Here is a 13847-nt window from a genome sequence, read left to right as displayed (position 1 = left end):
CCCGCACGTGCGGGGCGAGGGAGCACACCGGCGCAAGACCTCGATTGTCCTCCGAGCAATTGCGCGATGGCTCCGCGATCCCGCGCATACTAGAACCGTGCCATCTCCCGCACCGGTTCAACCATGCCCCACACCTCCGCCTTGCTCGGCTTCGCCCTCGTCAGCCTCGGCCTCGTGCTCACGCCGGGACCGAACATGATCTACCTGATCTCGCGCTCGATCACGCAAGGCGGCGCGGCCGGCATCGTCTCGCTCGGCGGCGTGGCGCTCGGCTTCGTGTTCTACATGCTGTGCGCGGCGTTCGGCATCACGGCGCTCTTGCTCGCCATTCCTTTCGCCTATGACGCGCTGCGCTTTGCCGGTGCCGCCTATCTGCTCTGGCTTGCCTGGCAGGCGGTGAAGCCGGGCGGGCGTTCGCCGTTCCAGGTGAGGAAGCTCGCCATCGACAGCCCGCGCAAATTGTTCGCGATGGGCTTCATCACCAACCTGCTCAACCCGAAGATCGCGATGCTGTATCTGGCGCTGCTGCCGCAATTCATCGATCCCGCGGCGGGCAGCGTGCTGACGCAGTCTGTGGTGCTGGGCGCGATCCAGATCGCGATCAGCGTCAGCGTCAACGCGATGATCGCGCTCGCCGCCGGATCGATCGCGCTGTTCCTGGCGAACCGGCCGAGCTGGATGCTGGTGCAACGCTGGCTGATGGGCACCGTGCTGGCCGGGCTCGCGTTGCGGATGGCGGTGGAAGCGAAGAGGGTGTGAAGAAGCTCAATCCAGCTTCGCGTCCATGCCGCGCTTCACGGCCGGGCGCGCCATCAGGGCGTCGTACCAGCGCTTGACGTTGGGGAAGTCGGCCAGATCAACCTTGTGGCGAGGATGGCGCCAAGCCCAGCCCAGGATGGCAAAATCGGCAACCGAGAGCTCGCCGGCGACGAAGTCGTGCCCCTCCAGGCGGCGGTCGAGCACACCATAGAGCCGGCGCGTCTCGGCCATGAAGCGCTTCAAGCCGTAGGCTCGGTCCTGCTCGTTTTCGAGTGCGATGAAATGGTGCACCTGGCCGGGCATCGGGCCGAAGCCGCCCATCTGCCACATCAGCCATTCGTAGACCGGGATGCGCTGGATAAGCGATTTCGGCAGGAATTTGCCGGTCTTTTCGCCGAGATAGAGCAGGATCGCGCCGGATTCGAAGATGCTGACTGGCTTGCCCTCAGGCCCCTCGGGGTCGACGATCGCGGGGATCTTGTTGTTCGGCGAGAGCTTGAGGAACTCGGGCGCCATCTGATCGCCCTTGGTGATGTTCACCGGGATCACCTTGTAGGGCAGCCCCATCTCCTCCAGCGCGATCGAGATCTTGCGGCCGTTCGGCGTGTTCCAGGTATAGAGCTCGATGGTCATTCCGTGTCCTTCCCCAAGAGGCTTGCCCGAAGGCCTGCCCCCTCACCTACTCCAGAAGGTTGCGCCCTCACAACCGGCGGACCGGGATGGCCGATCCCTGTTGACGGGAGACGCCCCCTCTGGAATGTCGCGTCGGTCGCGGATAAATTCCGCCTCCTCCAAAAACGCTGTTCGAGGGACCGCCGTGTCGAAATCCGCCTCCCGCGCCCGCCTGTTCGAGATCATCCGCCGGCGCTCATTCGGCCGCGGCGAGGTGACGCTCGCGTCGGGCCGCAAGAGCGATTTCTACTTCAACCTCAAGCCGACCATGCTCGACCCCGAGGGCGCAACGCTGCTCGCCGAGCTGACTTACGAGGCGCTCAAGGACGACCAGCTCGATTTCATCGGCGGGCTCGAGATGGGCGCGGTGCCGCTCGCCGGCGCGCTGGCGCAGATCTCCTGGATCAAGGGGCATCCGATCGCGGCCTTCTTCGTGCGCAAGAAGCCGAAGGAGCACGGAGCCAAGCTCGCGATCGAGGGCCTGCCCAAGGGCGAGACGCTGGCGGGCAAGCGCGTCGTCATCGTCGAGGACGTCACCACCACCGGCGGCTCGGCGATGAAGGCGGTGGAATCGGTGCGCGAGGCCGGCGCCAATGTCGTGCTGGTGCTGACGATGGTCGATCGCGAGGAAGGCGCCACCGACACGTTCGGTGCGGCCGGCCTGCCGTTCCGCTCGCTGTACAAGGCGTCGGAATTCTTGAAGGGGTGAAGTGGCGGAAATTTTCCGCCGTCATGCCTCAATGTGTCCCGGTGGCAACCATCGGTCCAAAGCTGCGCCCGGCCTTAAAGAGGCCACCGCCTCGTCTTGAAACCGCCTCTGCTCAACTGCTCATTTACCATCCCGCTTTATGGTGAATCGTGTGCTGAGATCTCTCGGTCCCAGCCGGTTCAGTAGCGTCGGGTGGAGTAAGCATTGCGTACAATCATGTCCCATGCGCGCCGGCGGCGTCGCGCGATGCTTGTGGCCGCCATGCTGGCGGCTCCGCTGCTCACAGCTCCTGCGCCGGTCTCGGCAGAAGGTCTGTTAGATTTCCTCTTCGGCGGAATGCAGCAGCAGCGGCCGCAGCGCGAGGTGCCGCCGGCGAACTCCTACGTCGATCCCTTCAGCAGCCAGCAGAATGGCGCCACGCCGCAATATGTGCCGCCGACTCGCTCGGCCGCGGCCGGCGGCTCGGGCCCGGCCTTCTGCGTACGCAGTTGCGACGGCAAATACTTTCCGCTGATGCGCGGCCTCGTCTCGCCCGCGCAGATGTGTCAGGCATTCTGCCCTGCCAGCGCGACCAAGGTCTATTTCGGCTCGTCGATCGACGGGGCCTACTCCCAGACTGGCGAACGCTACGCCGACAGCGAGAACGCGTTCGCCTACCGCAAGGCGCTGCGCGCCGACTGCACCTGCAACGGCCGTGAACCCGTCGGTCTTGCCCCGGTCGACCTTGCGCTGGATTCCTCGCTGAAGGCCGGCGACGTGATCGCCACCACCGACGGCCTCGTCGCCTATACCGGCGTCCGCGTCGGCAACGACCAGGCTGCGGATTTCACCCCGGTTGCGTCCTATCCCGGTCTCACCGCGCAGGTTCGCGCCCGGCTTGGCGAGATGAAGGTGGCGCCGGTGCGGGCCGAGACAGTGTCGGCAGATGCGCCGGCGTCAAACGAGATCGTGCGTGAACCGCTGCCGGACGTGACGGTGCCGAAGACCGCCGCGAAGCCGGCGAAGCGGGCGGGGTTGGATTAAGCCTCACCTGTAACCAAACCGTCATTGCGAGCGTAGCGAAGCAATGACGGAATTTGCGGCACTACCTCCCGATGATCACCCCGATCACATTCGGCGCGGCCAGATATTTCTCCTCGATTGCGGCGCGCGCGGCGGCGCGGTTCTCCGGCGTCAGGAGGCCGCGCTTCTCGGCCAGGATCATCCAGCAGAAACCCCACCAATCCGTCAGCATGCCTTGGTCGCCGACGAGGTCATAGCCCTGCTCGGCGGCGAAGATGCGCGCATGCGCCTCGTCCAGCGTGTCGAGAAACAGATGGTCCTCGGGCGAGAACAGATCGTCGCTGACGTCGTCGATGGTGTAGCCCCAGATCGACTGGCACACCGCGTTGAACTCGCGATCGAACTGGTCGTCGTCGACCCTCTGGCGCCGCGCGGCCTGGTGCAGCCGCGACAGCGAGCGCGCGAAATCGGCGATCCGGGTGAGGGCAAACTGGTCGAAGGCAATGGTGGACATGTAGTCCTCGCAAAGTCGGACAGACGCTAGATATTGTATCGGCGAGGCGCCGAATCACAATGATATATCAAAGACTTGCTAAAGTGTTCTTAATTTGTTCTAGGCGTGTGTGGAATCGAAAGGGGCCGCCCTGGGGCGACCCCTGCCGGTTGCAATCTTGTTCGGGATGAAAATCCAGCCCCGGCAAGCGCGGACGTTAATACCGTCAGCGGGCTTTGCGCGATTCCGGAAAAATACCGATCGTAGCGCTGTCCTAATGCAGCCGGCGCCTCAATGGCAGCGCGAGGCCGCAATGGCGTGGACGCGGCGGTCGCCGAGGAGATGGGCGACAAAGCCATTCGCCGGAAAGATCTTTGCGAAGGCTGGATCGCGGACGCTGAGGCCCCCCGCGTAAGCACCGAATGCTGGCATCACCGCCCGCATCCCGTCGCTGGCGAAGCAGCGGCGCTCCATCGAGCGGCCACGCGCCGAGACACGCGCCTTCGGATGCAGATGGCCGGCGATCTCGCCGTGGGCGCCGGTCGGCTCGTGGCGGAAGGTGATCGGGCCGATTGCGACTTCGTCCGCGATGGTGCCGCCAAGATCGCGCGGCAGCATGGGGTCGTGATTGCCGGAAATCCAGATCCAGTCGCGGCCGGTCTGGAGTGCGGCCAAGGCGTCGCGGTCCTCGGCGGACAGGCGCTCATGCGCGCTGCGGTCGTGAAAACTGTCGCCGAGCGCGATGACCACTCGCGGATCATGGCGGGAGATGACAGCAGCGAGCCGGCCGAGCGTCGCAATGGTATCGTAAGGCGGCAGCAGGACGCCGCGCGTGGCGAAGCTCGAGCCTTTCTCGAGATGCAGGTCGGAGACGACGAGCAGGCGCTGCTCGTCCCAGAACAGCGCGCCGGAGAGATCGGCCGCAAAGGTCACATCGCTGATCGTGACTCTGGAAACGCGCATGTCCTCGACATCTCCCGAAATCAGCGCGCCTGCCGTCACGTCTTACCCGCTTCTATCCATCGCCTCTTTGACGAGCTCGTCGGCGGCTTCCGCCAAAAGCTCGTCTGCAGCTTCGCCATAAACTGACTCGCGGCCGATTTCCAGCATCACGGGCACGGCGAGCGGGGAGACGCGGTCGAGTTCCCGGTGCGTGATGCGGCCGTGGATGCGCATCAGCATGTCGCCGAGCCGGCGCAAATCGAGCAGGCCGGTGGCGGCATCGGCGCGCGCAGCGCGGAGCAGGACGTGATCGGCCTGGTGCTTGCGCAACACGTCGTAGACGAGATCGGTCGAGAACAGCACCTGACGGCGGCTCTTCTCCTCCCCGGTGTGGCGGCGCGCGATCAGGCCGGAGATGATGGCGCAGTTGCGGAAGGTGCGCTTCATCAGCGCGGATTCGGCGAGCCAGGCTTCGAGATCATCGCCGAGCATGTCAGGATCGAACAGCGCGTTGAGGTCGATCCGCCCATCGCGGATCATGAAGGAGAGATCACCGAGCCCCCAGATCGCCACGGCATATTCATTGGCGACGAAGCCGAGCGGACGCGCGCGAGCGCGCTCCAGCCGGCGCGTCAGCAGCATGCCCAAGGTCTGATGCGCGAGACGGCCCTCGAAGGGGTAGCAAACGAGATAATGCTTGTTGGCCCGCGGAAAGCTCTCGACCAGCAGCTCGCGGACCGCCGGCACTCTGCTGACATCCTTCTGCAGCGACAGCCAGTCGCGCACCTGCTCCGGCAAGCCGCCCCAGGCGCGGCCATCATCGAGCAGGCGGCGCACGCGCTCGGCGAGATAGGTCGAAAGCGGAAACTTGCCGCCCATGTAGGACGGCACCTTCGGGTCCTTGTCATGCGCGCGCGAGACATAGACCTGGTCCTCGACCAGGGTCTCGTAGCGCACCACTTCGCCCGAGAACACGAATGTGTCGCCGGGGGAGAGGCCCTCGATGAAGGCTTCCTCGATCTCGCCGAGCAGTCGGCCGCCGCGTGCGATCACGCCTGTGGATCCTGCACCGCTGCCGCGCGAACGCACCAGCCGCACCTTCAGCATGTCGTCCTCGACGATGGTGCCGACATTCATGCGGTAGCTCTGCCGCACCTTGGGATTGGCGACGCGCCAGCGTCCCTCCTTGTCCTGCTTGATGCGAGCAAAGCGCTCATAGGTCTTCAGCGCATAGCCGCCGGAGGCGACGAAATCGACGACGTCGTCGAAATCCTGCCGCGACAGGCTTGCGTAGGGCGCGGCGGTGCGAACCTCGCCATAGAGCTCGTCGCTGAAGAACGGCTCGCCACAGGCACAGCCCAGAACATGCTGAGCCAGCACGTCGAGCGCGCCAGTGCGCAAGGGCGGCGTATCCTGCGCATTCTCGGCGATGGCGTCGATGGCGACGCGGCACTCCAGCACTTCAAAACGGTTGGCGGGCACCAGCACCGCGCGGGAAGCCTCGTCGAGGCGGTGATTGGCGCGGCCGATGCGCTGCATCAGACGCGAGGAGCCTTTTGGCGCGCCGATATTGACGACGAGATCGACGTCACCCCAGTCGACGCCGAGGTCGAGCGACGAGGTGCAGACCACGCCGCGCAGCCGGCCCGCCGACATGGCGTCTTCGACCTTGCGGCGCTGGGCGACGTCGAGCGAGCCGTGATGCAGCGCGATGGCAAGGCCATCGTCGTTCATGCTCCAGAGATTCTGAAACAGCATCTCGGCCTGGCTGCGGGTGTTGACGAAGACCAGCGTGGTCTTGTTGGCCTTGATCAGCTCGTAGATTTCAGGGAGCGCGTGACGCGCGCTGTGACCGGCCCAGGGCAGCCGCTCGCACGTATCGAGCATCTCGACCACGGGCGGCGCGGCGCCGCCGGCGACGACGATGTCGGCTGCCCGCTCCTTGCCGTCGGGCTGCGGCACCAGGAAGCGCGCGAGCTGCTCTGGCTCGGCTACGGTCGCGGACAAGCCGATCGCGCGCATCTGCGGCGCGAGGCGCCACAATCGCGCCAGCCCGAGGGAGAGCAGATCGCCCCGCTTGGACGTGACCAGCGCGTGCAGCTCGTCGAGCACGATGCGCTTGAGAGAGGAAAACAGGAACGGTGCGTCGTCGGAGGAGAGCAGCAGCGCGAGCTGCTCGGGCGTCGTCAGCAACACGTCGGGCGGATAGCGCCGCTGCCGCTGACGGCGCGACACCGGCGTATCGCCGGTGCGGGTCTCGACCTTGATGGGCAAGTCCATCTCGGCGATCGGACGCTCGAGATTGCGCGCGATGTCGACGGCGAGCGCCTTGAGCGGCGAGATATAGAGGGTGTGCAGGCCGCCGCTGCGCTGCACGCTGCGGCCGGTGGAGACGAGGTTCTTCTTCGCGCCCGCGTTGCGCGTCAGCGGCTGCGCCGACAGCTCGACCAGCGTCGGCAGAAATCCGGCCAGCGTCTTGCCGGCGCCGGTCGGCGCAATCAGCAGCGCCGACCGGTCCTCGCGCGCCTTCTCCAGCAGCGCCAATTGATGCGCGCGCGGCGACCAGCCGCGGGCTGCGAACCAGGCCTGGAAGCGATCCGGCAGCAGCGCGGCCGGCTCGGTCGATGTTTGGAGGATACGGGGCGGCACGGCATGACAGGTAAGCCGTAGGGATGGCTTCGTCGAGGGGGGCTATGGCCTGCGACAGGGCGATCGCACACGCGCTGTCCATTTGAGGCACGATAGACTCGACATCGTCATGGCCGGGCTTGTCCCGGCCATCCACGTCTTACCCGCGGCACGAAGAACGTGGATGCCCGGGACAAGCCCGGGCATGACGACCGCTTGTGAGGTCCAAATTTCGGTCCTCTCCTCGCCTGCGCGACGAGGGCCAGCGCTCTCACGCCCCGGCCGGGACCTGATCGAGAAATCCGGTCACGCTTCTGATCCGGCCGTCCTTCAGCACGGCGAAATCGGTGCCCTTGATCGGGCTGTCGGCGCCGTCAGGGCCAAGTCCCCACGAGAAGCGGATGTGATCGCCGTAGCCGTTGGGCTCGCCGATCAGCTTGAATGTGAAATCGGGAAAGCGCTGCTGCACACCTGCGATCAGCGCCTCGATGCCGTCCTGGCCGTCGCCCTTCATCACGGGGTCGACGTAGCTCGCATCCGTTGTCCAGCTTTCGCTCAGCAGCTCGCGGCGGCGGCCGGCACTGCGCTCGTTCCAGAGCTCGATGTAGCGGCGGGCGATGGTGACGGGGTCGGTCATGGTTCTCTCCTTCGATGGCGCCGTGTTGTCCGGCTGACTGTGACTATCGAAGGTTCACGCGCGTTGATCGATTACCTCGGAGGTCATCAACGCGCGTGAGGTTTTCGCAAAAATTACTTCGCCGCCGTCACCATGATCTCGACGGTGTATTGCGGGGCGGCCAGCTTGGCTTCGACGGTGGCGCGCGCAGGCGTATTGCCGGGCGAGACCCAGGCGTCCCACACAGCGTTCATCTCTGCGAAGGTCTTCATGTCGGTGATGTAGATCGTGGCCGAGAGCAGCTTCGACTTGTCGGTGCCGGCCTTGGCGAGGTGACCGTCGATGGTCGCCAGGATGTCCTGGGTCTGCTTCGTCACGCTTTCGCCGGCCGCCTTGTTGGCGACGACACCGGCGAGATAGACGGTGTTGCCGTGCACGACGACCTGGCTCATGCGCGGGCCGGTTTCAAAACGCTGAATGCTCATCTGGATCTCCTGGCTGGAATGGCGGCCCTGTCTAGCCCAGCGGTTTGCACTGTGCCACCCCTTGGCACGCGTGCGTTGCCTGCCACGCATGCGTTGCCCGGCACGCATGCGTGGGCCAGCAACGCCGTTCACGGAAACCGACTGAAGAACGTCCAGATCGTTTCGGCGCCGTCGATGTCGCCGTTCTGCGCTCCGAGCAGGTTTCTGGCGACCTTCGGGAATCGGGCATCCGGAGCAAAGCCTGGCATGCGGTGGCCGCCGTGGTTGATGCGATAGAGCACGACGTCGTGCCCAGCCGGACAGCGCGAGCTGATCCGCGTCACCGTGGACTGGTCCGCCGGCGTCGCGTCGGGCATGTCGGTGATCCCGGCGTCGTCGGTCTCGCAGCCATTGAGCCTGCGCCAGAACGCCAGCGTCTCGTCCGTCGACCAGAATCCCTCTGCGGCAAAATAGCTCGATCCGCGCCCGCCCTCATAAGGGACCAGCGGATCTTCCGTCCCGTTCATGAGCAGCATCGGCAGCGGCCGCGACGGATGACAGGTGACGGCGGCTTCATCGTTGAGGTTCATGATCACACTCGCAGCCGCCGCAAACAGATCGGCCCGCGCGCAGGCCATGGTCATCGCCATGGCACCGCCATTGGAGACGCCGGCGACGTAGACGCGCTTCGCATCGGCCGTGCCGTCGGCCACCAGCTTCTCGACCAGCCTTGCGATGAAGGCGACGTCATCGGTGCCGACCGGTGGTCCGCGCAGGGCCGGCCCCGCCTTGGTGCGCGCGTCCGCCCATGCGTTGTTGAGCCCGTCCGGAAACACCACGGCGAGGCCCTCGCGCTTGGCAACCTGCGGCCAGGCCGTCCGCGTGACCATGTCGGCGCCGCGCTGGGTCTTGCCATGCAGCACGATGACGAGCGGTGCGGGCCGCTTGGCCGGCAGTTGCGCGGTGTAGGAGCGCTTCACCCCGTTGACATCGACCGTATCGGCGGACGCAGCCGAAGCTGCCGTCAAAGCAGCGATCAGCGTGGCGATGCGCATCCGCCGCCGCATGGTCTAGCCCACTGCCTTGGCGGCGGCACGGCCCGCATTGCGGCCCGAGAACAGGCAGCCGCCCAGAAAGGTGCCTTCCAGCGAGCGATAGCCATGCACGCCGCCGCCACCGAAGCCGGCGGCCTCGCCGACGGCGTAAAGGCCGGGAATGACGCGGCCCTCCTCCCCGAACACGCGGGAGTCGAGATCGGTCTCGAAGCCGCCCAGCGTCTTGCGGGTGAGAATGTTGAGCTTCACGGCGATCAGCGGCCCATGCGCGGGATCGAGGATGCGGTGCGGAGAAGCGGTGCGGATCAACTTGTCGCCGATATAGCGGCGCGCATTGTGGATGTTCATGACCTGCGCATCCTTGACGTAGGGATTGGCGATCTCGCGGTCGCGCGCCTCGATCTGCATCCTGATGTGCTCGAGCTTGAGGAGATCGCTGCCGGCGAGCTTGTTCATGGCCGCAACGAGCTCATCGAGCTTGTCGCGGACAATGAAGTCGACACCATGGCTCTTGAACGCCTCCACCGGCGCCGGCGCGCCCTTGTTGGTGGCGCGGCGAAGCGTCATGCGCCAGCTCTTGCCGGTCAGGTCCGGGTTCTGCTCCGAGCCCGACAGCGCAAACTCTTTCTTGATGATGCTCTGGGTCAGGATGAACCAGGAATAGTCGTAGCCGGTCGACGTGATGTATTTGAGCTGGCCGAGCGTGTCCGAGCCCGGGAATAGCGGCGCCGGCAGCCGCGTGCCTGTCGCGTCGAACCACATCGAGGAAGGACCCGGCAGGATGCGGATGCCGTGGCGCGGCCAGATCGGGTTCCAGTTCTGGATGCCCTCGACGTAGTGCCACATGCGGTCGCGGTTGATCAGCCGCGCGCCGGTCTTTTCCGTGATGCCGATCATGCGCCCATCGACATGCTCGGGCACGCCGGAGATCATGAACTTCGGGGGCTCACCGAGCCGCTTCGGCCAGTTCTGCCGCACCAGCTCGTGGTTGCCGCCGATGCCGCCGGAGGCGACGATCACGGCCTGCGCCTTCAGTGCGAAGTCGCCGACCACGTTGCGCGAGGAGCTCTTGCCGCGCTCTGCATCATCGGGCGCAAGAACGACGCCGCTGACGCCATCCACCGTGCCATTGGTGACCGAGAGCGCATCGACGCGATGGCGAAATCGGAAGATCAATCGGCCGGTCTTCATCGCCTCGCGCGCGCGGCGCTCGAACGGCTCGACGATGCCCGGGCCGGTGCCCCAGGTGACGTGGAAGCGCGGCACCGAATTGCCGTGGCCCATCGCATCATATCCGCCGCGCTCGGCCCAGCCGACCACGGGAAAGAAGCGATGGCCCATCGCGCGCAGCCAGCCGCGCTTCTCGCCGGCCGCGAAGGCCACATAGGCTTCGGCCCATTGGCGCGGCCAGAAATCCTCGTCGCGGTCGAAGCCGGCGGTGCCGAGCCAGTCCTGCATGGCAAGCTCGTAGGAGTCCTTGATGCCGAGCCGGCGCTGCTCCGGCGAATCGACCAGGAACAATCCGCCGAACGACCAGAACGCCTGGCCGCCGAGCGACTGCTCGCCTTCCTGGTCGATTACCATCACGCGCTTGCCCGCATCGGCAATCTCGGTGGCGGCAACGAGGCCCGACAGTCCCGCGCCGACGACGATGACATCCGTTTCTTGAACCATGCGCTTCCCCCTCCAAGTTCTTCTCCTCCTCAAGGGTTCCCCCCTGTAGTTGCCCGGATTGAAGCCAGCGGTTGCAACTGAGATCAAGGGTATGGCGCGCAAGACCTCGTTAACTTGTTCCACTTTGGGATGGAGACCGGCCGGGTGCAGCGCGGACGCAACACTGGATTTAATTTGTTTTGAGCCAGCAGGCCTGCCTAGACAAAGCCTCGGTTACGACCGACGCTAGCCGTGCATCATCACCTGACACACAGATTCGAATTCGACTGGGGCGGGGGAAAATGAATTTTCTGACGGGGTTGCTTGCGGCGGTTCTCTTGATCGCAGGCATGGGGGCTTCTCACGCGGTGGTTCGAATCGCGGATGACCGCGGCGGCCGGATCGGAACCTACGTCGACAAGTACCAGGACCTCAGGCAATCGGGCGAGACGGTCATCATCGATGGCCTCTGCGCCTCGGCCTGTACCATCGTTCTCGGTGCTATCCCGCACGACCGGATCTGCGTGACCTCGCATGCGACGCTGGGCTTCCATGCCGCCTGGGATTTCGGCGCCAACGGCCGCGCCATCACCAATCCCGAAGCGACCCAGATGCTCTATGCGATGTATCCCTCGCAGATCAGGCGCTGGATCGGCCAGCGGGGCGGCCTCACCCCGCGGATGCTCTTCCTGAGGGGCAAGCAGCTCCAGGCCATGTACAAGCCGTGCTACCTGGACGCGCAGGCCTCGACGACCAGGCCGTCGCGCCGGTCGCTCCCGCAAGCGGAGCCGCTCGAATCCGCCCGGGGCCAGCTCCTCCACTGACATCCACAGGCTGGCGGCGTCCTCTGGCGCCGCCGCGGCGTCTTGCCTGCGGGCGGCGCCTTGCCCGCAGCCGGCGCAAAGCCTATCTGAAAGCCAGGGAACCGGGGCCTTCGTCCCGATCGTTGTCATGGCTCAACCGCTGCACCCGGCACATCGGCTATCGGACAATTCGCCCACTGCCGGGCGGATGCCATCCGTGCTGCTGTGGGCGGGCGCTGCAATCGGCGGTCTCGCCGTGATCGGCGCGCTGGCGCTCTGGTTCCACTATGGCAGCCAGGTGTTCTTCGAAATGATCAGGACCGGCTTTGCCGCCTGCTTCTGACCTGCGACAGGAAGTTTTCCGCCCATGAGCTCCGCCACCCGTCCGCTGGTGATCGCGACCGCCTTCGCTACAAGCCTCGTCGTCGGGCTCCTGATCATGTTCTGGGCCATGGGCGGGGTCGGCAAGGTGGCACAGCCGGCCGCGATCGGCGGCCCGTTCCAGCTGACCGACCAGAACGGCAAGGCCGTCACCGACAAGAGCCTGAAGGGCAAGCCGACCCTGATCTTCTTCGGCTACACCCATTGCCCCGACGTCTGCCCGACCTCGCTGTTCGAGATCTCGGAAGTGCTGCGCGCGCTGGGCAAGGACGCCGACAAGGTCAATGCCATCTTCATTTCGGTCGATCCCGAGCGCGACACGCAGGCCGCGATGAAGGATTACCTGTCGAGCTTCGATCCGCACCTCCAGGGCCTGTCCGGCGACCCCGCCGAGACCGCCAAGGTGATCTCCTCCTACCGGGTCTATGCCAAAAAGGTCCCGACCAAGGACGGCGATTACACGATGGACCACACCGCGCTGATCTACCTGATGGACCGCGAGGGCAGGTTCGTCTCGCCGTTCAATTTGAAGCGGACGCCGGAAGAGGCAGCGGTTGATTTGAAGCGGTATCTCTGAGCTTCACGCTGGCCACAATCGGCGCTCGCGTTCCCGGCGGGATGGTCTATAAGGCCCTCCGATCCCGACGAAATTCATTCCTTCGGCCGATGGCTCCATCGCAACAGGCGAAATCGCTCAAATCTGTCCGTGGCTTGCTGGCAGGGCTGGCTGCTGGCCTTTGCCTGCTCGGCGGCCTCACCGAGGCGAACGCGCAAGCTCCCGCCAAGCGGCCTCCGGCTGCGCCACAGACCACCCCTCAGGCGGCGCCCCAGGCCGCCCCGCAGGCGGTGCCCGGGTTCTGGGACCCGCGCCGGCGCCCCGAACGGCCGGACCTGTCCCGACTGACCGTGATCCGCTTCCTGACCGAGACCGACTATCCGCCGTTCAACTACACCGGTGCGGACGGCAATCCGGCCGGCTTCAACGTCGATTTCGCCCGCGCCCTGTGCGAGGAGATCAAGGTCACCTGCACGGTGCAGATGCGGCGTTTCGAGACGCTGGTCGATGCGCTCACCTCCAACCGGGGCGATGCAATCATCGCCTCCATGGCGGTGAGCCCGCAGCTGCGCGCCCGCGTCGACTTCACCGATCCCTATTACCGCGTGCCGGCGCGCTTCGTCTCGCGCAAGGATGCGGTGATGCCGGAGATCCGCCCCGAATATCTCGAGGGCAAGAAGGTCGGCGCCATCGCCGGCTCGGCGCACGAGGCGTATCTCAGGGCGATGTTCACCGACGCCGAGCTGCACGCCTACCCCAATGACGATGCGATGCGCGCAGCTCTGCGCAGGGGCGAGGTCGACTTCATCTTCGGCGACGCCATCTCGCTGGCGTTCTGGATCAACGGCACGGATTCGGCCGATTGCTGCGCCTTCTCCGGCGGTCCGTTCGTCGAGAGCCGTTTCTTCGGCGAGGGCATCGGCATCGCCGTGCGCAAGGGCAACGACGTGCTGCGCCAGGCCCTGAACTGGGCGATGTTCCGGATCTGGGAAAAAGGCCGCTACACCGATCTCTGGCTACGGTATTTCTCGGTCAGTCCGTTCTGACCTCCGCCTGCAGCGGGAGTGCGGACGATCGCAGAGATCATCACGCGCGCGTCATACCCATTCACCAC

The 13847-nt window shown here is 65.6% G+C and carries 15 protein-coding genes; 7 read left to right on the top strand and 8 right to left on the bottom strand.

Annotation, left to right across the window (positions count from 1 at the left end; all coding sequences use genetic code 11):
- Positions 1–123 precede the first annotated feature (123 nt).
- Entirely contained in the window at positions 124–759 is a 636-nt protein-coding gene (locus I6F21_RS22140; RefSeq protein ID WP_225183422.1) for a LysE family translocator, read from the top strand.
- 6 nt (positions 760–765) lie between these two features.
- Here the strand turns inward: I6F21_RS22140 and I6F21_RS22135 are convergent, their stop codons facing one another.
- Positions 766–1392: a glutathione S-transferase N-terminal domain-containing protein gene (locus I6F21_RS22135; protein WP_225183421.1), complete on the bottom strand. Its 627-nt coding sequence runs from the start codon at positions 1390–1392 to the stop codon at positions 766–768.
- A 184-nt stretch (positions 1393–1576) separates the two neighbouring features.
- Here I6F21_RS22135 and pyrE point away from each other — a divergent pair, with 184 nt between their 5' ends.
- Together pyrE and I6F21_RS22125 are read left to right on the top strand one after the other, a co-directional pair.
- Positions 1577–2140 carry an orotate phosphoribosyltransferase gene (gene pyrE / locus I6F21_RS22130; RefSeq protein ID WP_036014130.1) on the top strand — a complete coding sequence of 188 codons (564 nt, stop codon included), beginning with the start codon at positions 1577–1579 and terminating at the stop codon, positions 2138–2140.
- A gap of 246 nt (positions 2141–2386) precedes the next feature.
- A complete protein-coding gene (locus tag I6F21_RS22125) occupies positions 2387–3163 on the top strand; it encodes a DUF2865 domain-containing protein (RefSeq protein ID WP_225183420.1) in 777 nt (258 codons plus the stop codon).
- A gap of 61 nt (positions 3164–3224) precedes the next feature.
- Here the strand turns inward: I6F21_RS22125 and I6F21_RS22120 are convergent, their stop codons facing one another.
- From I6F21_RS22120 to I6F21_RS22090, 7 genes are all read right to left on the bottom strand, one after another.
- A complete protein-coding gene (locus I6F21_RS22120) occupies positions 3225–3656 on the bottom strand; it encodes a hypothetical protein (protein ID WP_036041807.1) in 432 nt (143 codons plus the stop codon).
- Between the two features lie 270 nt (positions 3657–3926).
- Positions 3927–4598: a ligase-associated DNA damage response endonuclease PdeM gene (gene pdeM, locus I6F21_RS22115; protein WP_050995974.1), complete on the bottom strand. Its 672-nt coding sequence runs from the start codon at positions 4596–4598 to the stop codon at positions 3927–3929.
- A gap of 42 nt (positions 4599–4640) precedes the next feature.
- Positions 4641–7226 carry a ligase-associated DNA damage response DEXH box helicase gene (locus I6F21_RS22110; RefSeq protein ID WP_225183419.1) on the bottom strand — a complete coding sequence of 862 codons (2586 nt, stop codon included), beginning with the start codon at positions 7224–7226 and terminating at the stop codon, positions 4641–4643.
- 250 nt (positions 7227–7476) lie between these two features.
- Positions 7477–7842, bottom strand: a complete 366-nt coding sequence (locus I6F21_RS22105) for a nuclear transport factor 2 family protein (RefSeq protein ID WP_036014140.1) — start codon at positions 7840–7842, stop codon at positions 7477–7479.
- A gap of 113 nt (positions 7843–7955) precedes the next feature.
- Positions 7956–8306 (bottom strand): RidA family protein, encoded by a 351-nt coding sequence (locus I6F21_RS22100; RefSeq protein ID WP_025032572.1) that lies wholly within the window; start codon positions 8304–8306, stop codon positions 7956–7958.
- A gap of 128 nt (positions 8307–8434) precedes the next feature.
- Complete coding sequence (locus I6F21_RS22095) at positions 8435–9352, bottom strand: PHB depolymerase family esterase (protein ID WP_225183418.1); 918 nt, start codon at positions 9350–9352, stop codon at positions 8435–8437.
- A gap of 3 nt (positions 9353–9355) precedes the next feature.
- Positions 9356–11014: an FAD-binding dehydrogenase gene (locus tag I6F21_RS22090; protein ID WP_225183417.1), complete on the bottom strand. Its 1659-nt coding sequence runs from the start codon at positions 11012–11014 to the stop codon at positions 9356–9358.
- A 281-nt stretch (positions 11015–11295) separates the two neighbouring features.
- On the opposite strand from I6F21_RS22090, the gene I6F21_RS22085 reads away from it, so the two are divergent.
- From I6F21_RS22085 to I6F21_RS22070, 4 genes are all read left to right on the top strand, one after another.
- A complete protein-coding gene (locus tag I6F21_RS22085; RefSeq protein ID WP_036014153.1) occupies positions 11296–11817 on the top strand; it encodes a hypothetical protein in 522 nt (173 codons plus the stop codon).
- 127 nt (positions 11818–11944) lie between these two features.
- A complete protein-coding gene (locus tag I6F21_RS22080; protein ID WP_036014155.1) occupies positions 11945–12139 on the top strand; it encodes a hypothetical protein in 195 nt (64 codons plus the stop codon).
- Between the two features lie 24 nt (positions 12140–12163).
- On the top strand, positions 12164–12754 hold the full coding sequence (locus tag I6F21_RS22075) for an SCO family protein (RefSeq protein WP_225134023.1): 591 nt from the start codon (positions 12164–12166) through the stop codon (positions 12752–12754).
- Between the two features lie 89 nt (positions 12755–12843).
- Positions 12844–13779, top strand: coding sequence for a transporter substrate-binding domain-containing protein (locus tag I6F21_RS22070; protein WP_225183416.1), 936 nt, complete (start codon positions 12844–12846; stop codon positions 13777–13779).
- Positions 13780–13847 lie beyond the last annotated feature (68 nt).

It is taken from the genome of Bradyrhizobium sp. NBAIM03, from assembly GCF_020194055.1.
GTDB classification, from domain to species: Bacteria; Pseudomonadota; Alphaproteobacteria; order Rhizobiales; family Xanthobacteraceae; genus Bradyrhizobium; species Bradyrhizobium yuanmingense.
This window is presented reverse-complemented; position numbering and strand designations above follow the sequence as displayed.